28 protein-coding genes are annotated in these 24,585 nt (G+C 64.9%); 15 read left to right on the top strand and 13 right to left on the bottom strand.

Annotated features, from left to right (window positions below; translation table 11 throughout):
- The first annotated feature begins 55 nt into the window (after positions 1-55).
- Positions 56-2,098: an acetoacetate--CoA ligase gene (locus tag K289_RS0107065; RefSeq protein WP_027550857.1), complete on the top strand. Its 2,043-nt coding sequence runs from the start codon at positions 56-58 to the stop codon at positions 2,096-2,098.
- 23 nt (positions 2,099-2,121) lie between these two features.
- On the opposite strand, the gene K289_RS0107060 is transcribed toward K289_RS0107065, so the two are convergent.
- The gene (locus tag K289_RS0107060; RefSeq protein ID WP_027550856.1) at positions 2,122-2,334 is read right to left on the bottom strand and encodes a hypothetical protein; all 213 of its coding nucleotides are present in this window, start codon (positions 2,332-2,334) and stop codon (positions 2,122-2,124) included.
- 208 nt (positions 2,335-2,542) lie between these two features.
- Between K289_RS0107060 and K289_RS0107055 the strand changes: the two genes are divergently transcribed.
- Complete coding sequence (locus tag K289_RS0107055) at positions 2,543-2,845, top strand: hypothetical protein (RefSeq protein WP_027550855.1); 303 nt, start codon at positions 2,543-2,545, stop codon at positions 2,843-2,845.
- Positions 2,846-2,853: 8 nt separating this feature from the next.
- Here the strand turns inward: K289_RS0107055 and K289_RS0107050 are convergent, their stop codons facing one another.
- Positions 2,854-3,069 carry a hypothetical protein gene (locus K289_RS0107050; RefSeq protein WP_027550854.1) on the bottom strand — a complete coding sequence of 72 codons (216 nt, stop codon included), beginning with the start codon at positions 3,067-3,069 and terminating at the stop codon, positions 2,854-2,856.
- On the opposite strand from K289_RS0107050, the gene K289_RS50225 reads away from it, so the two are divergent.
- Positions 3,068-3,283 (top strand): hypothetical protein, encoded by a 216-nt coding sequence (locus tag K289_RS50225; protein ID WP_156917838.1) that lies wholly within the window; start codon positions 3,068-3,070, stop codon positions 3,281-3,283. The two genes, K289_RS0107050 and K289_RS50225, sit on opposite strands and share 2 nt — an antisense overlap.
- A 137-nt stretch (positions 3,284-3,420) precedes the next feature.
- On the opposite strand, the gene K289_RS50220 is transcribed toward K289_RS50225, so the two are convergent.
- Positions 3,421-3,600 carry a hypothetical protein gene (locus tag K289_RS50220; protein ID WP_156917837.1) on the bottom strand — a complete coding sequence of 60 codons (180 nt, stop codon included), beginning with the start codon at positions 3,598-3,600 and terminating at the stop codon, positions 3,421-3,423.
- Positions 3,601-3,770: 170 nt separating this feature from the next.
- Between K289_RS50220 and K289_RS0107040 the strand changes: the two genes are divergently transcribed.
- From K289_RS0107040 to K289_RS0107030, 3 genes are all read left to right on the top strand, one after another.
- The gene (locus K289_RS0107040) at positions 3,771-4,358 is read left to right on the top strand and encodes a formyltransferase family protein (RefSeq protein ID WP_027550853.1); all 588 of its coding nucleotides are present in this window, start codon (positions 3,771-3,773) and stop codon (positions 4,356-4,358) included.
- A gap of 173 nt (positions 4,359-4,531) precedes the next feature.
- Positions 4,532-4,882, top strand: a complete 351-nt coding sequence (locus K289_RS0107035) for a hypothetical protein (protein WP_027550852.1) — start codon at positions 4,532-4,534, stop codon at positions 4,880-4,882.
- Positions 4,827-5,372 (top strand): hypothetical protein, encoded by a 546-nt coding sequence (locus tag K289_RS0107030; RefSeq protein WP_027550851.1) that lies wholly within the window; start codon positions 4,827-4,829, stop codon positions 5,370-5,372. Before K289_RS0107035 ends, K289_RS0107030 begins: the two co-directional genes overlap by 56 nt.
- 55 nt (positions 5,373-5,427) lie before the next feature.
- On the opposite strand, the gene K289_RS0107025 is transcribed toward K289_RS0107030, so the two are convergent.
- On the bottom strand, positions 5,428-5,826 hold the full coding sequence (locus tag K289_RS0107025) for a RidA family protein (RefSeq protein WP_027550850.1): 399 nt from the start codon (positions 5,824-5,826) through the stop codon (positions 5,428-5,430).
- A 147-nt stretch (positions 5,827-5,973) separates the two neighbouring features.
- On the opposite strand from K289_RS0107025, the gene K289_RS0107020 reads away from it, so the two are divergent.
- Together K289_RS0107020 and K289_RS0107015 are read left to right on the top strand one after the other, a co-directional pair.
- Entirely contained in the window at positions 5,974-6,849 is an 876-nt protein-coding gene (locus tag K289_RS0107020; protein ID WP_027550849.1) for a DMT family transporter, read from the top strand.
- 200 nt (positions 6,850-7,049) lie between these two features.
- On the top strand, positions 7,050-8,486 hold the full coding sequence (locus K289_RS0107015) for a caspase family protein (RefSeq protein ID WP_027550848.1): 1,437 nt from the start codon (positions 7,050-7,052) through the stop codon (positions 8,484-8,486).
- A gap of 178 nt (positions 8,487-8,664) precedes the next feature.
- Here the strand turns inward: K289_RS0107015 and K289_RS0107010 are convergent, their stop codons facing one another.
- Both K289_RS0107010 and cysK read right to left on the bottom strand, forming a co-directional pair.
- The gene (locus K289_RS0107010) at positions 8,665-8,904 is read right to left on the bottom strand and encodes a BrnA antitoxin family protein (protein WP_027550847.1); all 240 of its coding nucleotides are present in this window, start codon (positions 8,902-8,904) and stop codon (positions 8,665-8,667) included.
- 3 nt (positions 8,905-8,907) lie between these two features.
- Positions 8,908-9,885 carry a cysteine synthase A gene (gene cysK / locus K289_RS0107005; RefSeq protein WP_027550846.1) on the bottom strand — a complete coding sequence of 326 codons (978 nt, stop codon included), beginning with the start codon at positions 9,883-9,885 and terminating at the stop codon, positions 8,908-8,910.
- Positions 9,886-10,108: 223 nt separating this feature from the next.
- On the opposite strand from cysK, the gene K289_RS0107000 reads away from it, so the two are divergent.
- Positions 10,109-10,327, top strand: coding sequence for a hypothetical protein (locus K289_RS0107000; RefSeq protein WP_027550845.1), 219 nt, complete (start codon positions 10,109-10,111; stop codon positions 10,325-10,327).
- A 1-nt stretch (position 10,328) separates the two neighbouring features.
- On the opposite strand, the gene tgt is transcribed toward K289_RS0107000, so the two are convergent.
- The gene (tgt, locus tag K289_RS0106995) at positions 10,329-11,477 is read right to left on the bottom strand and encodes a tRNA guanosine(34) transglycosylase Tgt (protein ID WP_027550844.1); all 1,149 of its coding nucleotides are present in this window, start codon (positions 11,475-11,477) and stop codon (positions 10,329-10,331) included.
- A 243-nt stretch (positions 11,478-11,720) separates the two neighbouring features.
- Between tgt and K289_RS0106990 the strand changes: the two genes are divergently transcribed.
- The 4 genes from K289_RS0106990 to K289_RS0106975 all read left to right on the top strand — a co-directional run bounded on the left by K289_RS0106990 (position 11,721) and on the right by K289_RS0106975 (position 15,907).
- Positions 11,721-12,875, top strand: a complete 1,155-nt coding sequence (locus K289_RS0106990) for a patatin-like phospholipase family protein (RefSeq protein WP_027550843.1) — start codon at positions 11,721-11,723, stop codon at positions 12,873-12,875.
- 136 nt (positions 12,876-13,011) lie between these two features.
- The gene (locus K289_RS0106985) at positions 13,012-13,758 is read left to right on the top strand and encodes a TetR/AcrR family transcriptional regulator (RefSeq protein ID WP_027550842.1); all 747 of its coding nucleotides are present in this window, start codon (positions 13,012-13,014) and stop codon (positions 13,756-13,758) included.
- A 272-nt stretch (positions 13,759-14,030) separates the two neighbouring features.
- Complete coding sequence (locus K289_RS0106980; protein ID WP_051310517.1) at positions 14,031-14,645, top strand: PepSY domain-containing protein; 615 nt, start codon at positions 14,031-14,033, stop codon at positions 14,643-14,645.
- Positions 14,646-14,869: 224 nt separating this feature from the next.
- Positions 14,870-15,907, top strand: a complete 1,038-nt coding sequence (locus tag K289_RS0106975) for an aspartate-semialdehyde dehydrogenase (protein WP_027550840.1) — start codon at positions 14,870-14,872, stop codon at positions 15,905-15,907.
- A gap of 114 nt (positions 15,908-16,021) precedes the next feature.
- On the opposite strand, the gene queA is transcribed toward K289_RS0106975, so the two are convergent.
- The 5 genes from queA to coaD form a co-directional block, all read right to left on the bottom strand.
- A complete protein-coding gene (gene queA, locus K289_RS0106970; RefSeq protein ID WP_027550839.1) occupies positions 16,022-17,095 on the bottom strand; it encodes a tRNA preQ1(34) S-adenosylmethionine ribosyltransferase-isomerase QueA in 1,074 nt (357 codons plus the stop codon).
- A gap of 145 nt (positions 17,096-17,240) precedes the next feature.
- Entirely contained in the window at positions 17,241-17,705 is a 465-nt protein-coding gene (locus K289_RS0106965) for a peptidylprolyl isomerase (RefSeq protein ID WP_027550838.1), read from the bottom strand.
- The gene (locus K289_RS0106960; RefSeq protein WP_027550837.1) at positions 17,702-18,115 is read right to left on the bottom strand and encodes a hypothetical protein; all 414 of its coding nucleotides are present in this window, start codon (positions 18,113-18,115) and stop codon (positions 17,702-17,704) included. The genes K289_RS0106965 and K289_RS0106960 overlap by 4 nt, the downstream gene beginning before the upstream one ends.
- A gap of 8 nt (positions 18,116-18,123) precedes the next feature.
- Complete coding sequence (locus tag K289_RS0106955; RefSeq protein WP_027550836.1) at positions 18,124-18,687, bottom strand: peptidylprolyl isomerase; 564 nt, start codon at positions 18,685-18,687, stop codon at positions 18,124-18,126.
- Between the two features lie 38 nt (positions 18,688-18,725).
- The gene (gene coaD, locus K289_RS0106950) at positions 18,726-19,223 is read right to left on the bottom strand and encodes a pantetheine-phosphate adenylyltransferase (protein ID WP_027550835.1); all 498 of its coding nucleotides are present in this window, start codon (positions 19,221-19,223) and stop codon (positions 18,726-18,728) included.
- 260 nt (positions 19,224-19,483) lie between these two features.
- Between coaD and K289_RS0106945 the strand changes: the two genes are divergently transcribed.
- Positions 19,484-19,741, top strand: coding sequence for a hypothetical protein (locus K289_RS0106945; RefSeq protein ID WP_027550834.1), 258 nt, complete (start codon positions 19,484-19,486; stop codon positions 19,739-19,741).
- Positions 19,742-19,932: 191 nt separating this feature from the next.
- Entirely contained in the window at positions 19,933-21,786 is a 1,854-nt protein-coding gene (locus K289_RS0106940; RefSeq protein WP_027550833.1) for a potassium transporter Kup, read from the top strand.
- Positions 21,787-21,839: 53 nt separating this feature from the next.
- Here K289_RS0106940 and gyrA read toward each other — a convergent pair whose 3' ends face one another.
- A complete protein-coding gene (gene gyrA / locus K289_RS0106935) occupies positions 21,840-24,572 on the bottom strand; it encodes a DNA gyrase subunit A (RefSeq protein ID WP_027550832.1) in 2,733 nt (910 codons plus the stop codon).
- Positions 24,573-24,585 lie beyond the last annotated feature (13 nt).

The following is a 24,585-nucleotide window of genomic DNA, read 5'->3' as shown; positions in this document are numbered from 1 at the left end:
CCTCTGCTCCGGCCCCGGCTAGACTCCCCTGCTCCGCAGTCGAGTTTTGGACGTAATGACCGCAGCTTTCGTTCCCCAGATCGCCCTCTACCGCCGCTGGCTTGCCGAGCAGCGCGGCCTCTCCTTCGCCGGCTATGAGGAGATGCGGCAATGGTCCGTGCGTGATCTCGACGGCTTCTGGCGCAGCATCTGGGACTATTACGATCTGCAATCGCCGACGCCGTTCTCGGCCGTGATCACCGAGCGCAAGATGCCTGGCGCGGTCTGGTTTCCCGGCGCGCAGGTCAACTACGCCCGCCAGGTGTTCCGGCATGTCGAGGCGGCGGACGCCGCCGGCCTGCCCGCGATCGTCGGCAGCGGCGAGGACGGCAGGCTGACGGAGACGAGCTGGCCGGAGCTGCGGCGCAAGGCCGCCGCGCTCGCGCTGCATCTGCGCGACAAGGGCGTCAAGCCGGGCGACCGTGTCGCGGCCTATCTACCCAACATCCCCGAGACCATCATCGCGTTTCTGGCCGCCGCCAGCATCGGCGCGGTCTGGAGTGTGTGCGCGCCCGACATGGCGGCGCCTGCGGTCATCGACCGCTTCAAGCAGATCGAGCCGAAAGTGCTGATCGCGTGCGACGCCGTCACCTATGCCGGGCGGCGGCACGACCGAAGCGACGTCGTCGACGAGCTTCGGCGATCCCTGCCGACGGTCGAGCATGTCATCCTGCACGGCGAACAGGCCGCCGCACCGGACGCGCAGCTCTCCAGCATCCTTGCAAGGATGGGGGCGGCAATCGATGCGTTCGAGCCGGTGTGGCTGCCGTTCGATCACCCGCTCTGGATCGTCTATTCCAGTGGCACCACCGGCCTGCCAAAACCGATCGTGCATGGCCATGGCGGCATCGTCATCGTGGTGCTGGCGCTGCTCGGGCTGCACAACGACATCGGCTGCTCCTACCACGCGAACTCGTTCGGCGAGCGCTATCACTGGTACAGTTCGACCGGCTGGATCATGTGGAATTCGCAAGTTGGCGGCCTGCTCAGCGGCACCACCTGCTGCATCTTCGACGGCAGCCCCGGCGGCACCAAAGACAAGCCGGATTGGACCACGCTCTGGCGCTTCGTCGCCCAGTCGAGATCGACGTTCTTCGGCGCAGGCGCGGCGTTCTTCGCGAACTGCGCCAAGGCCGAGATCGACCTGACCGTCACCGGCGATCTCTCGCAATTGCGCTGCCTCGGCTCCACCGGCTCGCCGCTCAGCGCCGACACGCAAGGCTGGTTCGACACGCACTTCGCGGCGCTGTCGAAGACAAACGGCAGCAAGGCGCAGGCCGACATCTGGTGGGCGAACATTTCCGGTGGCACCGACTTCGCCGGCGCCTTCATCGGCGGCAACCGCGAGCTGCCGCAAACGCCGGGCGCGATGCAGTGCCGCCTGCTCGGCGCCGCCGTGGAGGCCTTCAGCGAACAGGGCCGCGCCGTGATCGACGAGGTCGGCGAGCTCGTCTGCACCGAGCCGATGCCGTCGATGCCGCTCTATTTCTGGAACGACAAGGGCGACGTGCGCTACCGCTCCAGCTATTTCGAGACCTATCCGGACAATTTCGACGGCAGCGGCCGGGGACCGGTGTGGCGGCACGGCGACTGGCTCAAGGTCAATCCCGACGGCTCCTGCGTGATCTATGGCCGCAGCGATGCGACCATCAACCGGCACGGCCTGCGGATGGGCACGAGCGAGCTCTATTCCGCGATCGAGGCGCTGCCAGAGGTGCTCGACTCTCTCGTCGTCGACCTCGAATATCTCGGCCGCGACAGCTACATGCCGCTGTTCGTGGTGCTGCGCGAGGGCATCACATTCGATGCCGCGATGCAGGCAAAGATCAACAAGGCGATCGAGGCCGGCCTGTCGCGCAGATTCCTGCCGAACGAGATCTTCGCCGTCGCCGAGATCCCGCGCACACTCTCCGGCAAGAAGCAGGAGCTGCCGATCAAGAAGCTCTTGCTGGGCCATCCCGTCGAAAAGGTCATCAACAAGGAGGCGATGGCCAACCCCGCCTGCCTCGACTGGTATCTCGCATTCGCACGCGACTATCTGGCCAGAACTGCAGCGTGAAGGAGCGCGGCCTGAACCGGCGATCAGCCGCCGCCGTAATTGGAGGGGTCGAGATTCCTGTTCTCCGATGGCGGGATCGGCGGATAGCCGGGAAATTTGTACCAGCCGGGCGGAACGGCTGCATCGCCAGAGGGACGAACCACGGCATGTGGCCGCGGGCGGGCGTGATGCGCCGGTGCGGCGGCGGCCGTGGCGCATGCCGAGATCAAGAGGGCCAAGGCCAGGACAGATCGCATTGAACGTGCTCCAGATTCCACCCGTCTTCGATGTGGTGCGGGAACCATGCCGCGCCCACGCGCCGCGCGGTCACGACCGGTCACATCGGCGGCATCGCGAAATGTCGCCAGTCCCAAAGATCAGCCGAAATTGCACCATGGGCATTTGGAGTCCGTTCACCCATCGCCGCTAGATCAGGATGATCCTCCGCTCACCGAATGCCCTGTGATGCCCGACCTCAATGCCGTCCTGACCAGGCTGAACGACCGCCTGCTCCGCCTCGAGGGCGAACTGTTCGTGCTGCGCTCGCTGGCTCGCGCGACGCTGACGGCCGGCGACGACCACGCGGTTCGGATGCGCAAGCTGGTCGAAGCCGCCAAGGTCGCGCTCGACGACGAGGCCAAGCGTCCCCTCGACAGGCCGACGCGCAAATATGTCGATGCGGCAACCGCGCTGGTGGAGGAATTGCTGGTCGAGCCAACCCCGGCGCGGCCGCTGTTCACCGTCATCGACGGCGGCAAGCGGGACTGACGCGCGTCTCAGGCCGCGGCGGAATCCGTCTTCAGGCGGCTGATGCCGGACTCGATGATCGCGATCTCCGCGTCGATCTGGCCGATCGGCAGGCTGAAATCGTAGCCGGACTTGCTCTTGAGATCGACCGCGAGCCGCTGCCTGTGCATCATCAGCTGGTCCAGGCCGCGGCGGTTCTTCAGCCGGACATAGGTCTCGACGATCTGCTCAATCGCGCTCGGCATGAAATCAGCCCCGGCAGAAAACCCCGCGCGGCATTGGCGCCGGCGGGACATTTTCAGTGTCGCGGTACGCAATACAAATCCGCGACAGATTCGTCGATACGCGAAGCAGGTTGAGAACGTGTTACCGTTCGATGATCTGGTGGCGCACGGCATGAAAAAGCCGCTGGCGATCACGCCAGCGGCCGAACCGGGTTCGAAAAGGGATGCGGGATGAAATGTCGCCAGCCCCGGTCCGGACATCTAACCGCGGGCGCAAGAATCGTTCTGTCCAGAATCAAACACAGGAACCGACTTTGCTGGGCTTGGGGCAGGCGCCCGCGTGGCAACGATCACGCCGAGGCAACGCGGAATTCAGCGCTCCTGCACATACATCACGACTGAGCCGACCAACCCGATCAGCGCACATGCCAGGAGCGCGTATTGCAGGATGGCGAGCGCCCGGCTCGGCGCCTCTGTCGCGCTCGTGATCTCATAGATCAGCAATCCCGATGTGATCCCGCTCATCAGCATCAGCTTTGGCCATCGCGACACGGCATCCCCCCGCTTGGACGGGGTATTGGACGCAGCGACAGGGCCACCGGTTCGATGCGGCCTGCCCATGTGCATTGTTGATAACCGGCGCAACTGCCCCGCGGGTGGTGACAGAACGACCTGACGTGTTATCGGGAATATGACGCAGTTGCGAGACGGATCGGACACACATGCGCATTACCCTCGTCGGCTCCCGCCATTTCGGCGTGACCACCCTGAACATGCTCCGGGAGCACGGCGTGCCTGTGGTGAGGGTCGTGGTGGCCGATGGCGGGGATCGCCTGGCCGCGGCCGCCGAGGCCGCCGGGATCGACGTGGTGGTCCAGGCCAATCCGAAGCTGGTGGTCGCCTCGGAGATCGCACCCGACACCGACCTGATCATCACGGCGCACAGCCACGCCCGGATCGGCCGGGACGCGCTTGCCGCCGCCAAGCTCGGCGGGATCGGCTATCACCCGTCGCTCCTGCCCCGCCATCGCGGCAAGGCCGCGGTCGAATGGACCATCAAGGAAGGCGATCCGGTCGCCGGCGGCACGATCTACCACCTCGCCGAGCGCATGGACGCCGGCGCCATCGCCGCCCAGGACTGGTGCTTCGTCAGGAAGGGCGAGACCGCCCGCGAGCTGTGGGAACGTGCCCTGGCCCCGCTCGGCCTCAAGCTGCTGGCCGATGTGATCGACTATGCCACGGTGCACAAGGCGCTGCCGAACAAGCCCCAGGACGAGCAGTTCGCGACCTCGGCGCCGAGTCTCTCCTGACGTTTACCCTTAACGGCCGGCCGCATTGATTCCGCTTCAAAAATCGGAGCCGGAATTGCAAATAAACCATTGTTCCCACAGGAACAATTTTCGCTTTGGCATTGCAACAAACTTCTGTCACATTTCGCCCGAATAACGCGTCAGTATCTCAGACATATTCAAGGACGGAATTCATGCGTTTTGCTCGCAATGCGGTGATCTGTGCCGCTTCAATTTTCGCCGGCACCCTCGCCGCTCCCGCGTTCGCCCAGAACCCCTATGACGGCAACTGGCAGGTCACGATCGTGACGAAGTCCGGCTCCTGCGAGCCCACCGCAAGCTCGATGTTGACCGTTGCCGACGGCAGGATCACTGCGCCCGGCGCTAACGTTTCCGGCACCATCGGCCGGGAGGGTCTTGTGCGGGTTTCGATCAATGGTGCATATGCCAACGGTCAACTCAACGGCAACGCCGGATCGGGGAAGTGGAATGGAGCATCAGCAGGCATACCGTGCAGCGGGCGCTGGGAAGCATCGCGCCAATAAACCAACTGAGGCTCGTGCCCGAAACCGGCGGCTGCTGATGGCGGCCGCCGTTTTGTTTGTGGCATCAATCGCCAACTCCGAGAGCCACGCCCAGGCTGGTCCGTTCGCGCCCATGGCGGGCACGTGGAGCGGCGCCGGCACCGTCACCCTCGACGACGGCTCCTCCGAGCGCATCCGCTGCCGGGCCAAATACGCGCCGATCGGCCCCACCATGGAGATGTCGCTGACCTGCGCCAGCGATGCCTACAAGTTCAACCTCGCCGCCAATGTCCGGGCCGAGGGCAGCGCCATCACCGGCAGCTGGAGCGAGGCCAGCCGCAATATCAGCGGCGCCCTGCAGGGCCGCGGCGGCGGCGGCAACTTCGAGGTGGTCGCCTCCACCGCCGGCTTCAACGCCAACATTGCGCTGAAAACGACCGGCAACAAGCAGACCGTCACGATGCGGGCGGACAGCCAGTTCCGCGGCGCCAACATTACGCTGTCGCGCTAAGCCAATACGACGGACGCGACAAACGGTCCGGCGCTTGCGCCGGACCGTTTTGCGTTCAGGCATTGGGAACGAACGCCGTCACCTCGATCTCGACCTTGGCCCGCTCATCCACCAGGCCACCGATGTAAAGCAGCGTCGACGGCGGGAAATTGCGCCCAAGCGTCTCCTTCCAGGCCGCGCCGATGCCGGCGCCCGCGGCCTCATATTCGCTGCGGCTGGTCAGGTACCAGGTCAGGCGGACGATGTGCTCGGGGCCGGCGCCGGCTTCCGCCAAGAGCTTGATGATCCGCTTCAGCGCGGTCGCCACCTGCGTCGACAGGTCCGGCGCGTAATTGCCGGTCTCGTCGCCGCCGGTCTGCCCGGCGAGCACCACCCATCGGCCCGACCCTTCCACCACCACGCCGTGGGAAAAGCCGCGCGGTTTCGACCATTCGGCCGGCTGCAAGATACGCATGAGCGAGATCTCCCGATTTTCTTGTTGTTCGGTGCAGCCTTAGCACGCCGCCATGCATCGCTGCATCCGCAGATTTGGCCGTTGCAAACGCCGTTGATGTCGCCGATACCGGCGATCCCTCAGAACTCTCCCCTGCAGCTTGCGCCGATGAGCACGATACCCTCCAAAACGATGGCTGCGCTGTGGATGGCCGGCTGGCTGTCGCTGATGCTGATCATGGCGGTCGCCGGGCGCGAGACCACGCGCGAGCTGAACGTCTTCCAGATCATGGAAGTACGCTCGTTGCTCGGCTTCATTCTGCTCTCCCCGATCATCTACCGCGCCGGCGGCTTCAAGGTGCTGCGGACGACGCGCCTGCCCGAGCATATCGGGCGCAACCTGGTCCACTACGCCGCCCAGCTTGGCTGGTTCTTTGCGCTGACGCTGATTCCAATCGGCCAGGTCGTGGCGATCGAGTTCACCATGCCGATCTGGACCGCGATCCTCGCGGCCAGCTTCCTGTCCGAGCGCATCACGCCGTGGAAGAGCGCGGCCATCGTGCTCGGTCTCGTCGGCGTCGCCGTCATCGTCCGACCCGCGACCGGCGAGATCAATCCGGGCCAGCTCATCGCGCTTGGCGCCGCCATGGGGTTCGGGATTTCGATGGCGCTGATCAAATCGCTGACCCGCACCGAAAGCGCCCTGTCGATCCTGTTCTGGATGCTGGTGGTGCAATCTGTCGCAGGCTTCGTTCCGACCCTGTTCGTCTGGACCTGGCCGTCCGCCTATGTCTGGGCCTGGATGGGCGTCATCGCCGTCTGCGGCACGTTTTCACATTATTGCCTCGCCAGCGCGATGCGCTATGCGGACGCAACCATTGTCGTGCCGATGGACTTCCTGCGCGTTCCGCTGACCGCCACCGCCGGCTGGCTGCTGTATTCAGAACGGCTCGACGCCTGGACTGTGCTCGGCGCGGCGCTGATTCTTTTCGGCAACCTCCTGAATTTGAAGCCGACTGCGCCGGTTCCCGCCCGCGCGCAATGAACCGCAAGCCCGCTCGGACGACCAAACAAAGTGGTCGAGCGTGATTTGGATCACGCTTGAGGGCAGTCCCATCGTGCACACTCGGCCGCACAGCAAGGGGTTGGACGCACCGTCGTTTTGGTGGCGCGAAGTCGGGCACTTCGTGTAGGTTCGTTGCCAATTTGTTGCTGCCTGCAATTCGATTCTGTTGGGGATTTCAGATGCGCTATCTCACTCTCCTCGCCTCGCTGATGTGCGTGGCGTTGTCGGTCAGCGCTGCGAAGGCCGACCGTCGCGTCGCCTTCGTCGTCGGCAACGGCAACTACAAGAACGTCGCGCAATTGCCGAACCCGCCGATCGACGCCAAGGCGATGGCATCGACGCTACGCAATGTCGGCTTCGAGGTGATCGAAGGCTCCAATCTCAGCCGCGACCAGATGACGGAAAAGCTCCTGGACTTCGGCCGCAAGGCGCAGGGCTCCGACATCGCCATATTTTATTACGCCGGCCACGGCATCGCCGTCGGCGGCACCAACTATCTCCTGCCGGTCGACGCCGACATCAAGTCGGAGATGGACGTCAAGCTCGGCGCTGCCATCAACATCGACCTGACGCTCGAGCAGACCATGGGCGATGCCAAGGTCAAGCTCGTCTTCCTCGATGCCTGCCGCGACAATCCGTTTGCCGCCAAGATCAAGTCCAGCTCCGCAACGCGCAGTGTCAACGTGCAGAGCGGTCTTGCCGAGATGAAGTCGGGTGAAGGCACGCTGATCGCGTTCGCCACCGGTCCGGGCCAGACCGCGCTCGACGGCCAGGAAGGCAACAACAGCCCGTTCACCCGGGCGCTGATCGACAACATCACCAAGCCCGGCGTCGAGATCCAGCAGGCGATGACCTCGGTGCGCGCGCAAGTCAATGAAGAGACCCACAAGGGCCAGCTTCCCTGGGGCCACACCAACCTGATCGGCGCGGTCTACCTCAACGAGGCCCCGACGACCCAGGTCGCCAATGCGGCGCCGACTGCGGCTGGGAGCGTGCCGGCGGCCGCAAGCGGCGGCAATACGGATGCGGCCAATCTCGAGCTCGAATACTGGCGCTCGGTCAAGGAGAGCAACAAACCGGAAGAGCTCAACGCCTACCTCTCCGCCTATCCGAACGGCCAGTTCAAGGCGCTGGCGCTGGCGCGGATCGCGGCGATCAAGAGCGGACCGTCGACCACGACGCGCAATCTGAATGCGGGCGTCGATCCCGCGACCTTCACGGATGAAGCCACCCAGCTCACCGAGGACCAGATCGGCCTCAACAAGGGCCAGCGCCGCGACGTGCAGCGCCGCCTGACCGGGCTCGGCTTCGACACCAAGGTCACCGGTGACTTCAGCGAGGAGACCCGTTCGGTGCTCAAGCGCTGGCAGGCCGCGCGCGGCTATCCGTCGTCCGGCTATCTCAACAAGCTCCAGCACAAGGCCCTGCTTGCCGAGATCGTGGCGACGACGCCGACCGCGAGCGATGACAGCGCAAGAGCTGCCCGGCGCGCCAGCGCCCCCGCGCCCAGCAGCGCGCCGCCGCCGGCCCACCGCAGCAGCCCCCCCAGCGATGCCGGCGCGGCCTTCGTGGGCGGCGTTGTCGGCGGCATGATGGGCGGCATGTTCCGCCGCTGAGGCGTACGCCAGTTTCGAAACGCAAAAGCCCGGCTCGCGCCGGGCTTTTTTCTTGCTCGCCCTCATCCTGAGGAGCTTGCGCAGCAAGCGTCTCGAAGGATGAAAGCCCGGCTGCAGCCACGGGCCTCCATGGTTCGAGACGGCGCTGACGCGCCTCCTCACCATGAGGAGTTAGAGCCTACTTCCCCGCAGCCTTGCGCAGGGCGTCGTTGATGCGGTCCTGCCAGCCGGGACCGCCCTCCTGGAAGAACTCAAGCACGTCCTGGTCGATGCGCAGCGTGACCTGCTCCTTGATGCCGGGCGCCACGTTCTTCTTCGGCGGCGCCTCGGCGACCTTGGCGGTCACCTTCTTGAACGCTGCCTCTGCCTCGGTCCGGGCATCGCCCAGCGTCCGCGGCCGTCTCGGTTGGTCCGCCATGTCCTAGATTCCCTCAAACAGCGCAGTCGAAAGATAGCGCTCGGAGAAGGACGGCACCACCGCCAGGATGGTCTTGCCGGCGGACTCCGGACGTTTGCCGATCTGGAGCGCGCCGGCGATCGCGGCGCCCGCGGAGATGCCGCCCGGGATGCCTTCGTGCCGCGCCAGTGCCCGCGACATATCGATCGCCGTCGTGGAGTTGATCTTCACGATCTCGTCGATCACGGAGCGGTCGAGAATATCGGGAACGAAGCCGGCGCCGATGCCCTGGATCTTGTGCGGCGTGTGCTGGCCACCGGACAGCACGGGGCTTTCCTCCGGCTCGACGGCCACCACCCGCAACGAAGGCTTGCGTGGCTTGAGCACCTGGCCGACGCCAGTGATGGTGCCACCGGTACCGACGCCGGCGACGAAGATATCGATGTTGCCGGAGGTGTCGTTCCAGATCTCCTCCGCGGTTGTGCGGCGGTGCACCTCGGGATTTGCGAGGTTCTTGAACTGCTGCGGCATCACCGAGTTCGGCGTCGTCTTCAGAAGTTCCTCCGCAGCGGCGATCGCGCCCTTCATGCCTTGGGCGGCCGGCGTCAGCACCAGCTCCGCGCCGAGGAACGCCAGCATCTTGCGGCGCTCGATCGACATGGATTCCGGCATCACCAGCTTGAGGCGATAGCCGCGCGAAGCGGCGACGAAGGCGAGCGCAATCCCGGTATTGCCGGAGGTCGGCTCGATCAGCACCGTGTCCGGCTTGATGATGCCGGCCTTCTCCATCGCGATGATCATGGCTGCGCCGATGCGATCCTTCACGCTCGCGGCTGGGTTGAAATATTCAAGTTTCGCCAAAATGGTCGCGTTCACGCCGTGCATGCCCGGCAGCCGGCGCAGTCGCACGATCGGCGTGTCGCCAAAAGCTTCGACGATCGAGTCATAGACCCGGCCGCGGCCGGGTTGGTGCGCTGCACCCGTGGTGGACGATGCGTCCATGATGAACTCCCTGTGGCAACAATTCGTGCGTTGATCGCAGCTCTTGCGCAGTTACAGACAGCTTGTGACGACACGCAAGCGACAATGCGGCACATGTTAAATACGCTGCATCGCAAAATCGCGTGAGCTGCAAATATCAGAAAACCAACGCATTTGTGTTGCGACCTCGTCAACTGATTCTGCTTATGTTAGACTTAGGTCTCAAAGCAGGGAGGTCCCCACCATGTCAGCAGTCGCTGAAGTGTTGTCGACCGTCGCGCTGAACCGCGATCCGCGTTGCAGCGAGTTGCCCACCTGTCCCGTCTGCGCCGACTCGATGGTCGCCGCCGAAGCTTCTGCCTATGTCTCGGACCACGTGATCAGCTACCTCTGGACCTGCGACACCTGCGGCTATGGCTTCGTGACCAAGCACGCCGTCAAATCGCGATTCACGTGCAACTGAGCTAGCGCGGGGCGATGTCGCCCCGCGCCCAGTCCTCGCGCGTGCGCTGATAGAATTCTTCGAACGCTCCGCGTGCGATCGCATCCCTGATGCCCTGCATCAGGGACTGGTAGTAAGCGATATTGATCTCGGACAGCAGCATCGCCCCCAGGGTCTCGCCCGCCTTGACGAGGTGGTGAAGGTAGGCGCGTGCGTAGTTGCGCGCCGACGGCCATGAGCTTTCTTCATCCAGCGGACGCGGGTCGTCGGCGTGGCGCGCGTTGCGCAGGTTCACCTGGCCGAAGCGCGTGAAGGCGACGCCGTGGCGGCCATTGCGCGTCGGCATCACGCAATCGAACATGTCGATGCCGCGTTTCACCGCTTCGAGAATGTCGTCCGGCGTACCCACACCCATCAAATAGCGCGGCCGATCGGACGGCAGCGCCGGCGCCGTCTCGTCGATCATCGCCAGCATCACCTCCTGCGGCTCACCGACGGCAAGGCCGCCGATTGCATAGCCGTGGAAGCCGATCTCGACGAGCCCTTCGGCACTGGCATGACGGAGTTGTGGCACATCGCCACCCTGCACGATGCCGAACAGCATGTAGCCATCGGGGGCGCTCTCGAAGGCGCGCTTGGAGCGTTCGGCCCAACGCAGCGACAATTGCATCGCGCGCTCGATATCGTCGCGCTCGGCCGGCAGGCGCACGCATTCGTCCATCTGCATCGCGATGTCCGAACCGAGGAAGCGCTGCACCTCGATCGAACGCTCCGGCGACAGCTCCACCTTGGCACCGTCGATATGCGAGCGGAAGGTCACGGCGTTTTCGCTGACCTTGCGCAGGTCCGACAGCGACATCACCTGGAAGCCGCCGGAATCCGTCAGCATCGGCCCGTTCCAGCCGGTGAACCTCTGTAAGCCTCCGAGCGCCGCGATGCGCTCGGCGCCGGGACGCAGCATCAGGTGATAGGTGTTGCCGAGCACGATGTCGGCGCCGGCATCGCGCACCTCGCGCCAGTGCATGCCCTTCATCGCACCGGCAGTGCCAACCGGCATGAAGGCCGGCGTCCGCACCACACCATGTGGCGTGGTCAGGCGACCCGCGCGCGCGGCGCCATCGGTGGCCAGCAGCTCGAAATGATTGGGAAGACTGTTGTTGGGAAGATTCATGGCGGTGCTTATTGCGTGTCGGAGGAGGCCGATCAACCCGCCCGGGACCCAGTTGGAGCCGCTTCTGCCCCAAGCTGGGACACAATTATCGCGGAGTTGGGGAACACGGCGGCTTGTTAAATAAAACGATACAGTGTAGTTTTATACCGGGGCTGGACGAGACGCCGCGGCGACGCTGACGGCGGTAGCATATGCGTGATCTCCAGCCGCCAACCCATGCTTTCCCCTTCATGTTCGACTGACATGTCCATCCCCACCGGCGGTTGGATCAACCGGACTGCCGCCCGCCTGATCGCGTCGGCGGTGCTGGTGTCCAGCCTCGCGCTGTCTGCCTGCACCTCCCTGCCGCGAACGCCCTACACCGCGGCCGAGGCCAGCACCTCGCGCGTGCTCGATATCGACGGCTTGCGGCGCTACGCCGACGAGCCCATTACGAAATTCAGTTTCGAAAAAGAGTATAGCGCTGCAAGCCGAGCCTATCTGGCGCTCTCCGGCGGAGGCGCCGATGGCGCTTATGGCGTCGGTGTGTTGAACGGCTGGAGCAGAGCCGGCAACCGTCCCACCTTCTCGGTCGTCTCGGGCGTCAGCACCGGCGGCCTGATCGCGCCCTTTGCATTCCTCGGGCCGCAATACGACGACACGCTGCGGGAGGTCTACACCAGCGGCATCGCGGAGAGCCTGCTGAATGACCCCAGTATCATGCGCGTGCTGTTCGGATCCGGCCTGTTCGGCAACAAGCGGCTGCGCGAGCTGGTGGCGCGCTATGTCGGGCCGGAGATCCTCGCTCAAGTCGCACGCGAAAATACCAAAGGCCGGAAGCTGCTGGTCGTGACGACCGATCTCGACACCCAGCGCACCGCCATCTGGGACATGGGCAAGATCGCCGCTGTCGGCACGCCAGAGGCGCTGCACCTGTTTCGCGACGTGATGGCAGCCTCCGCCAGCATCCCCCTGGTGTTTCCGCCTATCATGATCGAAGCCGAGGGCCAGGGCCGGCGCTTTCAGGAGATGCATGTCGACGGCGGCGTGACGGCCCCGGTGCTGACGCTGCCGGAAGCCCTGCTCTTCCAGGGCCGCCTGCCCAGCAACGCGAAGATGGACATCTACATCCTCGTCAACAAGAAGATCGAACGAAACTTCGAGCTGGTGTCCAACAGCACCATCGATGTCGCCTCGCGCAGCCTGTCGTCGATCACCCAGTCGCAGACGCGTTCGATCATCTTCTCGACGTACGATTTCGCCAAGCGCAACCGGCTCGGCTTCCACCTCTCCTACATCGAGCGTGACTATCCCGCGGCGCCCTCGGAAGGGTTCGACACGGCCTATATGCGGGCGCTCTATCAGTACGGATATGAGAAGGCCGCAGCCGGCCAAGCCTGGACCTCGACGCTGCCGTGAGCCCCGCGTGACGGAACGACGACCTAGCGAAACCGTTGACGATACGGCCAATTCGGCCAGATTCGCGATGACGCCCTCGCTCCTGCGCGATATAGAGCGAATGACGACCGTTGGAAACGCGCAGGAATCATTGGGCATGGGATTGGCTGCGACCAAGACAAGAACGGCAACGCGCTCCGCACGGCGCGAGGTGCCGAAATCGCGCGGCGGCCGGCCGACGAAGAGCGCCGCCCTCGAGCGCGATCAGCGACTGATCGAGGTCGCGACCCGCCTCTTCCTCGACCGCGGCTTTGACGCAACCTCGCTTGATGCGGTCGCGGAAGCCGCCCGCGTCAGCAAGCCCACCGTCTATTCCCGTTACGGCGACAAGCGCGGCCTGTTCACGGCCGTGCTGAGGCGCGAAATCGACCGCTGGCTTGCTCCGCTGTCCGCCGCGGCCGAGACGCAGCTCGGCAGCTCCTCGGACGTCTCGGTCGAGCAGCGACTGGTGGAGGTCGGGCGGGAGATGCTGACATTCACCTGCGGGCCCGATGCTGTCGCCTTCAGCCGCATGATGACGTCACAGGCTATCAACTTCCCCGACATCGCCAAGCTCGGCAAGGAAGAGGGTTGGCTCAAGGCCGTCGCCACTACGGCGCGCTTCTTTGACCACCTGGTGGCCCAGGGTGCTCTCGACCTCGACGACACCACCATCGCGGCCGAGGTGTTCCTCGATGTCGTCGTTGGTCACACCCACCGCATGGCAACGTTCGGAATGGCCCTGGAGTTCAAGTCCGCGGAAAAGCGGATGCGCGCGGCGATCAAGCTGTTCCTGGCCGGCGCTCTGGGTCCTGCGGACCGCGTCCAGACCGCCGGCGCCTCGCGCCGTCGTACCTCCCGCTAACAACTTCGTGACACCGAGGGTTATCCCCGCCTTGGGACAAACAGCGCCTTGATTGAAATAAAACGATACGGTATGGTTTAGTTTATAAGCAAGGTGCGGGTCCAGCCGGTAACCAGCCCCCCGGCAGGCCCGCATCGCTCTTCAGACTTTGAGCACCGAAATCGGGTATAGCCCGTTCTCGACGCTCCGCGGCCGGCCTGTTGCCCCTGGTCGGCCGCGCGCTTCTGTTCAAGACGATCCGGCCGGTCGGCCGCCAAGATACGGGTCTCGGCATGGAGACTAAGACAGTGCGTGCCCTCAAAGATTGGAAGCTGCTGCTTGCGATCCCCCTCTCGGCGCTGCTCGTCGCGGCGCCGGCGCGCGCGGTCGTCACGACCAGCGGCACGCCCACCGCTCTTCACAACGAAACGGATGATCCCGAGGCCGACCGCCAGGCGGTCAGCCGCGAGATCGAGCGCTTCCGCAGCTCGTCAATCTCGCTCAGTCAGGCCATGGCGATTGCCGAGGCGCGCCACGCCGGCGCGACGACCGCCGATGTGAGCTTCGACGGCGCCTCGGGCGTACCGGTCTACCGGGTGAAGACCCTGCACCACGATCGCATCTGGCGGCACACGATCAATGCCACGACCGGCGAAGTCATCGGCGGCGAGGCCGCCCTCCCCCTGGCACAACTCGACGCCGATGATCGCAGCAATCTTGCAGCACTTGGCGCCATCCGGCATCGCCTCGCGGATGCCGTGCACGTCGCCGAGCGCGCGGCATCGGGCAAGGCCATCAGCGGCGGGCTCGTGCGCGAACGCGGCCGGCTGAATTTCGCGATCGTCGTCATCAGCGGCGACGATCTCAAGGAGGTCCTCCTCGAGCCTCCGGGCGCCCGGACCAAATAGCGGCCAGTCGCGCCGCGGCCACAATCCCGCCGAAAAGCCATTGACGGGCGCAAAACTCTCCCGCATAAGTCGCCGCCATGTTCACGACCACCAAACGCACGACTAAAACCACCACGGCCTTCGGGGCCCGGGGAGGCGTGCGCGCGTAGTCGTCGACTTAACGCATCAGCTCTACCGAAGCCCCGCCCTCGATGGTTCGGGGCTTTTTTGTTGTCTGCAACTCAATGGAGGAGAAAGTGAGTAACGATCCCGTCGTCGCGATTGTCGGCGTCACCGGTGCGGTGGGCGCCGAATTCATCGCCACCATGGACAAGCGCGGCTTTCGCGTCGGCAAGCTGAAGGCGCTGGCGAGCGCCCGCTCGGCCGGCAAGACGGTATCGTTCCAGGGCAAGGATGTCGTGATCGAGGAACTGACGGAGCGTTCTTTCGACGGCGTCGACATCGCCCTGTTCTCCGCCGGCAGCGGCATCTCGAAGAAGTTCGCTCCGATCGCGGTCAAGTCCGGTGCGGTCGTGGTCGACAACTCCTCGGCCTTCCGCATGGATCCGAACGTGCCGCTGGTGATCCCCGAGATCAACGCGAACCGCATCCGCGACCACAAGGGCATCATCGCAAACCCGAACTGCGCCGCGATCACCGCGCTGGTGCCGCTCTGGCCGATCCACCAGAAGAACCGCATCAAGCGCGTGATCATCTCGACCTACCAGGCCGCCAGCGGCGCCGGCGCGGCGGCGATGGACGAGCTTGTCGAGTCCACGCGCGCCAATCTCAACGGGCAGGTCTATACGCCGAAGGTGATGCCGCATCCCTACGCCTTCAATCTCTTCAACCACAACACCGCCGTAGATCCCGAGACCGGCTACAACGACGAAGAGACCAAGGTCATCAAGGAAACCCGCAAGATCTTCGAAGACGAGAAGATTGCAATCGGCGTCACCTGCGTGCGGGTGCCGGTGCTGCGCGCCCATTGCGAGGCCATCACCTTCGAATGCGAGAAGCCGATCACCGAGGACCAGGTCCGCGCCATCATGGCGCAGGCGCCCGGCGTGACGGTGGTCGACGACCGCGCCAAGAACTACTTCCCGATGCCGATCGACGCCTCAGGCCAGGACGACGTCCTGGTCGGCCGCATCCGCAAGGACCTCAGTGATCCCTCGGGGCACTCGATCTCGATGTTCGTGGCGGCGGATCAGCTCCTGAAGGGCGCGGCCTTGAACGCGGTGCAGATCGCGGAGCTGCTGCCGCAGCGCGTGATGGCGTAACGAGGAAGATGCGTAGGGTGGGTTAGCGCAGCGTAACCCACCACTTTCGCTTCCCCGGAGACAAACAGTGGTGGGTTACGCCTTCGGCTAACCCACCCTACAAGTGCGCCGACGCTACGCGCCCGCCCGAAACAGCAGGCACGCATCGCCGTAGGAATAGAACCGATAGCCGCTCCCGATCGCGTGCGCGTAGGCCTCCTTCATCGTCTCGAGGCCGGCGAAAGCCGACACCAGCATGAACAGCGTCGAGCGCGGCAGGTGGAAATTGGTCAGCAGGATATCGACGGCGCGGAAGCGATAGCCGGGGGTGATGAAGATCGCGGTCTCTGCCGCGAACGGCTCGATCGTGCCGTTCTCGGCGGCGGCGCTCTCCAGCAGTCGCAACGACGTGGTGCCGACGGCGACGATGCGGCCGCCGCTGTTCCGTGCAGTGTTCAGCACGTCCGCCGTCTCCGCCGAGATCGTGCCCCACTCGGCATGCATCCTGTGGCCTTCGGTGTCGTCGACCTTGACCGGCAGGAAGGTCCCCGCCCCGACATGCAACGTGACGCGGTTGATGCCGACGCCGCGGTCGCGCAACGCCTGCTCCAGCGCCGGCGTGAAATGCAGCCCAGCGGTCGGCGCCGCTACCGCGCCTTCGTTGACCGCGAACATGGTCTGGTAGTCGGCCAAGTCCTGGTCGTCAGGCATGCGTTTCGAGGCGATGTAGGGCGGCAGCGGCGGGCTGCCGAGATCCGCTATGGCCTGGTCGAGCGTCGGGCCGTGGAACGAGAATGACAGCGTCACCTCGCCCTCCACGCCCTTGGCCTCGACCTCGGCATCGAGATGGCCGAGCAGGCAGACCTTGCCCTCATTGCCGAAGCGGATGCGATCACCGGCGACCAGTTTTTTCGCAGGCTTGACAAGTGCCTGCCAGCGCGAGCCGTCGAGCCGCTTGATCAGCGTCGCCTCGATCTTCGGCTCGGTCTCGCGCCCGATGCGGCGGCCCTTCAGCTGCGCCGCGATCACCTTGGTGTCGTTGACGACGAGCTGGTCGCCAGGCCGCAGCCATTGCGGCAGGTCGGAAATGATCTGGTCGCGCAGCGCCCCGTTCTCCACGACCAGCATCTTCGCGGAGTCGCGCGGCTGCGCCGGGCGCAGCGCGATGCGCTCGGCGGGGAGATCGAAATCAAAGAGATCGGTGCGCATTTAACTCAGCATGGCAGCGGTCGCCCCTCATCCTGAGGAGCGCTCCTTTAGAGCGCGTCTCGAAGGATGAAAGGCCGAGATGCAGCAGCGAGGCCTTCATGGTTCGAGACGGCGCTACGCGCCTCCTCACCATGAGGAGCAGCAGCTATTCCTTGTCCGCGGCCATCCGCGCCTTGACGATCTTGTCGGGATTCTGCACGGGCTCGCCGCGCTTGATCTTGTCGACGTTCTCCATGCCCTCGGTGACCTTCCCCCACACCGTGTACTGGTTGTCCAGGAAGCGGGCGTCGTCGAAGCAGATGAAGAACTGGCTATCGCCGGAATCCGGGTTGGCGGCGCGGGCCATCGAGGCGGTGCCGCGGACATGCGGCTCCTTGTTGAACTCGGCCTTCAGCTTCTGGCCGGAGCCGCCGGTGCCGGTGCCGTGCGGGCAGCCGGTCTGCGCCATGAAACCGTCGATGACGCGATGGAACACGATGCCGTCGTAGAAACCTTCCCGCACCAACTCCTTAATGCGCGCGACATGGATCGGCGCGAGGTCGGGCCGCATCTCGATGGTGACGGGGCCCTGCGTGGTTTCGAGGATCAGGGTGTTTTCGGTGGCGCTCATGCTCGTCTCTCTTGGGTTGGGGGTGAAGTCTTCCGGCCGTGGAACTGGACCGCGAATGGACGCCCCGCAGCGGCGCCGCCCATCGCCTCGGTAAATGGCATTGGCGTACAGCGTTGCAATGCCTCCATCACCGCGATCCGGTACTGGAGCCGGTCATTGTCGGAGGCCTCCGCAGATTCATAGGTGATCTTCGGATGGCCCAGAATGTCGCCGGTCCGGTTAAAGCTCACGACGACGGTGATGTCGAGTGCGCGGGCCCGGGAGGGCGGCGGCGGTCTCCAGCAACTGCCCAGCCGCACGATGACGTCGCGGATGGTGTTGACCCGGTCAGGTGTCTGCGCGCGCGCACCGGAGGTGGCAAGCAGCAACGCCGCGGCAGCTACCAGGAGCTTTTCGCCACGGCGTGCCATCGCGCCCCCTACTTGATGTCGGAAGCGACCTGCACCTTCACCATCTTGTCGGGGTCGGTGACGGTGCCGCTCGCCGATCCGGGCGAAGCTTTCTTCAGCTTGTCGACGACGTCCATGCCCTGCACGACCTCGCCGATCACAGTGTACTGTCCATCAAGGCTGCCGCCATCCGCGAACATGATGAAGAACTGCGAATTGGCGCTGTCGACGCTGTCGCCGCGCCGTGCCATGCCGACGATGCCGCGTGCAAAGTGCACCTTGGAGAATTCCTGCTTCAGGTTCGGGTATTTCGATCCGCCGGTGCCGTTGAAATTTTGGCCGTCGCCGGTCTGCGCCATGAAGCCGTCCATCACGCGGTGGAACGGCACATTATTGTAATAGCCTTCGCGCGCGAGCTGCTTGATCCGCTCGGCGTGCTGGGGCGCAAGATCGGTTCTGAGCTTGATGACAATGCGGCCCTTGGTCGTGTCGATGACGATCGCATTGGCCTTGTCGATACCAGAAGGCAGCGACTGCGCGAGCGCCGGGACCGCGAACACGAGCGCGGCAAGAACTGCGAGAATGCGGATCATGAAAACTCCGGATCAGATGAGATGAACGCGTGCCGTCGTCAGACGGCGAACTTTGCCTTGAGCAGCGCCGCAACCAGCGGCGGTACAAAGGTCGAGACGTCCCCGCCCATGCCGGCGATCTGGCGTACCAGTGTGGCGGTGATCGGGCGGACCATGGGTGAGGCCGGCAGGAAGACGGTATGCACCTCGGGCGCCATTGCCTCGTTCATGCCGGCGAGCTGCATTTCGTAGTCGAGGTCGGTGCCGTCGCGCAGGCCCCGGATCATGATCGTCGCGCCATGCTTGCGCGCCGCGGTCACGGAAAGGTCGTCGAACGTCGTCGCCTCGAGAACGCAGCCGGCCTGGGCCGCCACGGGATCGCAGACATCGTGGAGCATCTTCAGCCGCTCCTCGGTCGAGAACAGCGGCTTCTTGCCGGGGTGCACGCCGATCGCGACGACCAGCCTGTCACACAGCGGAACGGCGTGCCGGACCACGTCCAGATGGCCGTTGGTGATCGGGTCGAAGGAACCTGGGTAGAAGGCGATGCGCGACATGGCCCCGTCCTACCGCGCCCGGCCCGGCCCGGCAAGCCGGACAGGTTCCGTGCCGGTCTCCCGCTGAATCTGGTGCCGGTCCTGTCGGCACCGGCCCGTTTGTTTCGTCCTGAGGGCACCCACGAAACAAAACGGACCGCGAACGAAACCATTTCCCCTGTTTGGCGAAGATGTCTGGAAACTGGCCATGGTTACTAACCCGCCCAACGAAATGACGGGCCGCAAACAAAGCGCAGCGGCCGCATCACAGGGGACCGTCGATGATCAAGGCTCTTTCAGCAATTGCCATTGCCGCGTGTGTTGCCGCAGCCCTCACCGTGCTGCCCGGCTTTGCACCGCGCGTCGAAGCCAGCGTGCCGCAGCCGCTCGCCAAGGCCGATCGGCTCGACATCCGGACCATCGGCAAGGACTGCTCGCAGCAGGCCTGGCCGAATTTCGAGGCTTCGTGTCTCCGCCGCGCCGGCACCAAGGCCGACGTCCGGGAGGCCCGGCTGGTGACCGCCGACCGCACCCCGTAGGCGGTCTGTCAGCTTCGCGTCACATAATCCCCAGTATAAATCTCATGGAATTTTGCGACGTCTCGTCGCAGACTGCGTGAAGCTCGCGCCCCTCGGAATGGCCCGTCGGGCGCGAACCCATTGGGGGGTCGCCGTTGTCCAGTACGCCCGCAGTCGCTTCCGGCCATCATCCTGATCCGCTGCCGCTTGCCATGACCATGGGCGCCCTCGGGGTGGTCTATGGCGATATCGGCACCAGCCCCCTCTACGCCCTGAGGGAAGCCGCCAAGGCAGCCGCCCATGGCGGCACAGTGTCTCCGGAAGCCGTGCTGGGGGTGGCCTCGCTCATCCTGTGGGCGCTACTGCTGATCATCTCGCTCAAATATGCGCTGCTGATCCTGCGCGCGGATAACCGCGGCGAAGGCGGCATCGTCGCGCTCCTGGCGCTGCTGCATGCCCGCCACGCCCAACCCGGCACCTGGCGTGCCCATCTGCTCGTGGTCGGCCTCGTCGGCGCCGCCCTGCTCTATGGCGACGGTGCGATCACGCCGGCGATCTCGGTCCTCAGCGCCATCGAGGGCCTCAAGGTCGATGCGCCCTCGCTCGCGCCCGTCGTGGTGCCCGTGACCGTCGCGATCCTGGTCGGGCTGTTCATGATGCAGAAGCAGGGCACCGGCTTCATCGGCCGCATCTTCGGCCCGGTGATGCTGGCTTGGTTCGTGGTACTGGCCGCCCTCGGCATCCACGGCATCGTCAAGGCGCCGGCCGTGCTCGCGGCACTCAGCCCGCTCTATGCCTTCGAATTCCTGATCCACCAGGACTTCCACATCTCCTTCGCGATCCTGGGCGCGGCATTCCTGGCTGTGACCGGCGGTGAGGCGATGTATGCCGACATGGGGCATTTCGGCCGCCTGCCGATCCGGCTGGCCTGGTTCGGCATCTGCCTGCCCGCGCTGGTGCTGAACTATTTCGGCCAGGCTGCGCTGCTGATCACCGATCCCGGCATGATCGAGAATCCGTTCTTCCAGCTCTGTCCCGACGCCTTGCACTATGCGCTGGTCGCGTTCTCGGCAGTCGCAACGGTGATCGCCTCGCAGGCGATCATCTCCGGCGTGTTTTCGCTGACGCAGCAGTCGATCCAGCTCGGCTTCCTGCCGCGCATGCAGATCCGCCATACCACGAGCCACGCCATGGGCCAGATCTACGTGCCGCTGGTGAACTGGCTGCTCGCCGCCGCAACGCTGGGCGCGGTCTTGAGCTTCGGCAGCTCAGACGCGCTCGCCGGCGCTTATGGTATCGCGGTGTCGCTCCTGATGGCGATCACGACATTGCTCGCCGCGCTGGTCGCGATCCAGTGGGGCTATTCGCCGTGGCTCGTGGTCGCGGTCAACGGCTTCTTCTTCGTGATCGATGTGATCTTCTTCTCGGCCAACTCGATCAAGCTGTTCGAGGGCGGCTGGTTTCCGCTGCTGCTCGCCGGCCTCGTCGCCTTCCTGATGCTGACCTGGCGCAGCGGCGTGAAGCTGGTCGAGGCCGCGCGCGGCAGACTGCGCCAGCCCGAGGAGGACCTGATCGAGACCGCGGTCAACAAGTGCAACGCGCGGCTGCCCGGCACCGCCGTATTCCTGGCCTCCGCGGCGAAAGGCGTGCCGCTGGCGCTGACGCAGTTCGTCAAGCACAACCACGTCCTGCACGAGCGCATCGTCCTCGTCACGGTCCTGATCGAGGAATCCCCGCACATTGACGACGAACACCGCGCCGAGGTGGTCGAGATCATCCCGGGAATCACCCGCGTGGTCCTGCATTACGGCTTCATGCAGAACCCGACGATCTATGAGGGCCTGAAGGTCGCGTGCCGCCAGGGCAAGCTGGCCGGCGTCGACCTTTCCGACATCACCTACTATGTCGGCCGCGAGACCATCATCCCGCGCGAAGACGTCCCGGGCATGTGGGTCTGGCGCGAAGGTCTGTTCGCCTTCCTCCAGCGCAACGCCGAACGCTCGGCGGCGTTCTTCGGCGTGCCGACCGGACAGGTGGTGGAGTTCGGGACGGAGCTGGAGATCTAGCGAATGTTGAGTGGCGAATAGCGAATAGAGCAACGCACCCTATTCGCCACTCGCTATTCGCCATTCGCACCGTTGCCGTTCTCGGCCTCTTCCGTGATGTGCTCGACCGAGACCACGTGCTCGTCCTCGGCGGTATCGAACACGATCACGCCCTGCGTCGAGCGCCCGGCGATGCGGATGCCTTCGACGGGGCAGCGGATGAGCTGGCCCTTGTCGGTGACGAGCATGATCTGGTCGGCCTCTTCCACCGGGAATGAGGCCACCAGATTGCCGTTGCGGTTGTTGACGCTCATCGCGACGATGCCTTTGCCGCCGCGGCCCGTGGTGCGGTACTCGTAGGACGAGGTCCGCTTGCCGTAGCCGTTGACGGACACGGTGAGCACGACCTGCTCCTGCGCCGACATCTCGACATAGCGCTCCTGCGGAAGCTGGAAGCTGCCGGACGCCTCCTCGGCCTCGGCATCCGCGGCAGTCTCCTCCGAAACGCCCTCGCCGGCCACCGCGCGGCGCATCTTCAGGTAAGCCGCGCGCTCGTCCGAGGTGGTCTCGACGTGGCGCAGGATCGCCAGCGAGATGACCTTGTCGCCCTCCGCCAGCGCGATGCCGCGCACGCCCATCGAGGTGCGCCCGGTAAACACGCGCACGTCGGTGACGGGGAAGCGGATGCACTGGCCGCCGGCAGCGGTGAGCAGCACGTCGTCGCGCTCGGTGCAGATCTGCACGTCGACGATCGCTTCATTGTCGTCAAGCTTCATCGCGATGATGCCGGAGCGGCGGACGTCGACGAAGTCGGACAGCTTGTTGCGCCGGACATTGCCGCCGGTGGTCCCGAACATCACGTCAAGCTGGCCCCAGGTGGATTCATCCTCCGGCAGCGGCATGATGGTGGTGATGCGTTCGCCCTGCTCGAGCGGCAGGATGTTGATCAGCGCCTTGCCGCGCGCGTTGGGCGCGGCCATCGGCAGACGCCAGACCTTCTCCTTGTAGACCTGGCCGCGCGAGGAGAAGAACAGCACCGGCGTATGCGTGGAGGCCACGAACAGCCGGCTGACGAAATCCTCGTCGCGGGTCTGCATGCCGGCGCGGCCCTTGCCACCGCGGCGCTGCGCCCGGTAGGCCGACAGCGGCACGCGCTTGACGTAGCCGGCGTGGGAGACGGTGACGACCATGTCCTCGCGCTGGATCAGGTCCTCGTCCTCGACCTCGCCCTCCTGCTCGATAATCATGGTCCTGCGAGGGGTGGCGAACTCGGCCTTCACCTCGGCCAGCTCGGTCTTGATGATGCCCAGCACGCGGGCGCGCGAGCGCAGAATGTCGAGATAATCGCCGATCTCGCCGGCAAGCTTGTCGAGCTCGTCACGGATTTCGTCACGGCCGAGCGCGGTGAGGCGTTGCAGGCGCAGGTCGAGAATGGCCCTGGCCTGTTCCATCGACAGCCGGATCGTGCCGTCCTCGCCGATGCGATGGCGCGGATCGTCGATCAGCGTCAGCATGTCTTCGACGTCCCGTGCCGGCCAGTCGCGCGACATCAGAGTGTCGCGCGCCGTCGTCGGATCGGGCGAGGTGCGGATGACACGAATGATCTCGTCGATGTTGGCTACCGCGATCGCCAGACCGACAAGGATATGCGCGCGGTCGCGCGCCTTGCCCAGGAGGAACTTGGTCCGCCGTGTGACGACGCGCTCGCGGAAATCGACAAAGATGGCGAGCAGGTCCTTCAGATTCATGGTCTGCGGCCGACCACTGTCGAGCGCCACCATGTTGACGCCGAAGCTCGTCTGCAGCGGCGTGAATCTATAGAGCTGGTTCAGCACCACGTCGGGTACGGCGTCGCGCTTCAGTTCGACGACGACGCGGAAGCCATCGCGATCCGATTCGTCGCGCAGGTCGGCGATGCCTTCGATCTTCTTTTCCCTGACCAGTTCGGCGATGCGCTCGACCATCGTCGCCTTGTTCACCTGGTACGGAATCTCGGTGATGATGAGCGCCTCGCGCTCCTTGCGGATGGTGTCGATCGTGACCTTGCCGCGCATCACGACCGAGCCGCGGCCGAGGTGGTAGCCGGCGCGGATGCCCTGGCGTCCGAGAATGACACCGCCGGTCGGGAAGTCCGGTCCCGGCACGATGTTCATGAGCTCGTCGATGGTGAGCGCGGGATTGTCGATCAGCGCCACGCAGGCGTCGACGACCTCGCCGAGATTGTGCGGAGGGATGTTGGTCGCCATGCCGACCGCGATGCCGCCCGCCCCGTTGACCAGAAGGTTCGGGAATTTGGCCGGAAGAACCGACGGCTCGGTCTCGTTGTTGTCGTAGTTCGGCTGGAAGTCGACGGTGTCCTTGTCGATATCGGCGAGCAAAGCCAGCGCGGACGGCGTGAGGCGCGCTTCGGTGTAACGATAGGCGGCCGGCGGATCACCATCGACCGAGCCGAAATTGCCCTGGCCGTCGATCAGCGGCACCCGCATCGAAAAGTCCTGCGCCATGCGGACCATGGCGTCGTAGATCGACTGGTCGCCGTGCGGATGATACTTACCGATGACGTCGCCGACCACGCGGGCGGATTTGACGTACTTCTTGTCGGGCGTGTGCCCCTGCTCGTTCATCGAGTACAGGATGCGGCGGTGCACCGGCTTCAGTCCGTCGCGGGCATCAGGCAATGCGCGCGCCACGATCACGCTCATGGCGTAATCGAGGTAGGACTTCTTCATCTCATCAAGGATGGAGACGGGGCGAATGTCCGAGGGTTGCGCCGGCTGGTCGCCGGGCTTGTTGTCGTCGTCAGCCAAGGGGGAATCCGGT

Source organism: Bradyrhizobium sp. Cp5.3, assembly GCF_000426265.1.
GTDB lineage: Bacteria > Pseudomonadota > Alphaproteobacteria > Rhizobiales > Xanthobacteraceae > Bradyrhizobium > Bradyrhizobium neotropicale.
The sequence above is the reverse complement of the archived record's forward strand: the minus strand, read 5'-3'. Positions and strand labels throughout refer to the sequence as shown.

What these genes read in the sequence shown, in the direction of transcription:
- K289_RS0107065 (WP_027550857.1), top strand. Translation starts at nt 56, where the DNA reads ATGACCGCAGCTTTCGTTCCCCAGATCGCCCTCTACCGCCGCTGGCTT.
- K289_RS0107060 (WP_027550856.1), bottom strand. Translation starts at nt 2,334, where the DNA reads ATGCGATCTGTCCTGGCCTTGGCCCTCTTGATCTCGGCATGCGCCACG.
- K289_RS0107055 (WP_027550855.1), top strand. Translation starts at nt 2,543, where the DNA reads ATGCCCGACCTCAATGCCGTCCTGACCAGGCTGAACGACCGCCTGCTC.
- K289_RS50225 (WP_156917838.1), top strand. Translation starts at nt 3,068, where the DNA reads ATGAAATCAGCCCCGGCAGAAAACCCCGCGCGGCATTGGCGCCGGCGG.
- K289_RS0107050 (WP_027550854.1), bottom strand. Translation starts at nt 3,069, where the DNA reads ATGCCGAGCGCGATTGAGCAGATCGTCGAGACCTATGTCCGGCTGAAG.
- K289_RS0107040 (WP_027550853.1), top strand. Translation starts at nt 3,771, where the DNA reads ATGCGCATTACCCTCGTCGGCTCCCGCCATTTCGGCGTGACCACCCTG.
- K289_RS0107035 (WP_027550852.1), top strand. Translation starts at nt 4,532, where the DNA reads ATGCGTTTTGCTCGCAATGCGGTGATCTGTGCCGCTTCAATTTTCGCC.
- K289_RS0107030 (WP_027550851.1), top strand. Translation starts at nt 4,827, where the DNA reads ATGGAGCATCAGCAGGCATACCGTGCAGCGGGCGCTGGGAAGCATCGC.
- K289_RS0107025 (WP_027550850.1), bottom strand. Translation starts at nt 5,826, where the DNA reads ATGCGTATCTTGCAGCCGGCCGAATGGTCGAAACCGCGCGGCTTTTCC.
- K289_RS0107020 (WP_027550849.1), top strand. Translation starts at nt 5,974, where the DNA reads ATGAGCACGATACCCTCCAAAACGATGGCTGCGCTGTGGATGGCCGGC.
- K289_RS0107015 (WP_027550848.1), top strand. Translation starts at nt 7,050, where the DNA reads ATGCGCTATCTCACTCTCCTCGCCTCGCTGATGTGCGTGGCGTTGTCG.
- K289_RS0107010 (WP_027550847.1), bottom strand. Translation starts at nt 8,904, where the DNA reads ATGGCGGACCAACCGAGACGGCCGCGGACGCTGGGCGATGCCCGGACC.
- cysK (WP_027550846.1), bottom strand. Translation starts at nt 9,885, where the DNA reads ATGGACGCATCGTCCACCACGGGTGCAGCGCACCAACCCGGCCGCGGC.
- K289_RS0107000 (WP_027550845.1), top strand. Translation starts at nt 10,109, where the DNA reads ATGTCAGCAGTCGCTGAAGTGTTGTCGACCGTCGCGCTGAACCGCGAT.
- tgt (WP_027550844.1), bottom strand. Translation starts at nt 11,477, where the DNA reads ATGAATCTTCCCAACAACAGTCTTCCCAATCATTTCGAGCTGCTGGCC.
- K289_RS0106990 (WP_027550843.1), top strand. Translation starts at nt 11,721, where the DNA reads ATGTCCATCCCCACCGGCGGTTGGATCAACCGGACTGCCGCCCGCCTG.
- K289_RS0106985 (WP_027550842.1), top strand. Translation starts at nt 13,012, where the DNA reads ATGGGATTGGCTGCGACCAAGACAAGAACGGCAACGCGCTCCGCACGG.
- K289_RS0106980 (WP_051310517.1), top strand. Translation starts at nt 14,031, where the DNA reads ATGGAGACTAAGACAGTGCGTGCCCTCAAAGATTGGAAGCTGCTGCTT.
- K289_RS0106975 (WP_027550840.1), top strand. Translation starts at nt 14,870, where the DNA reads ATGGAGGAGAAAGTGAGTAACGATCCCGTCGTCGCGATTGTCGGCGTC.
- queA (WP_027550839.1), bottom strand. Translation starts at nt 17,095, where the DNA reads ATGCGCACCGATCTCTTTGATTTCGATCTCCCCGCCGAGCGCATCGCG.
- K289_RS0106965 (WP_027550838.1), bottom strand. Translation starts at nt 17,705, where the DNA reads ATGAGCGCCACCGAAAACACCCTGATCCTCGAAACCACGCAGGGCCCC.
- K289_RS0106960 (WP_027550837.1), bottom strand. Translation starts at nt 18,115, where the DNA reads ATGGCACGCCGTGGCGAAAAGCTCCTGGTAGCTGCCGCGGCGTTGCTG.
- K289_RS0106955 (WP_027550836.1), bottom strand. Translation starts at nt 18,687, where the DNA reads ATGATCCGCATTCTCGCAGTTCTTGCCGCGCTCGTGTTCGCGGTCCCG.
- coaD (WP_027550835.1), bottom strand. Translation starts at nt 19,223, where the DNA reads ATGTCGCGCATCGCCTTCTACCCAGGTTCCTTCGACCCGATCACCAAC.
- K289_RS0106945 (WP_027550834.1), top strand. Translation starts at nt 19,484, where the DNA reads ATGATCAAGGCTCTTTCAGCAATTGCCATTGCCGCGTGTGTTGCCGCA.
- K289_RS0106940 (WP_027550833.1), top strand. Translation starts at nt 19,933, where the DNA reads ATGACCATGGGCGCCCTCGGGGTGGTCTATGGCGATATCGGCACCAGC.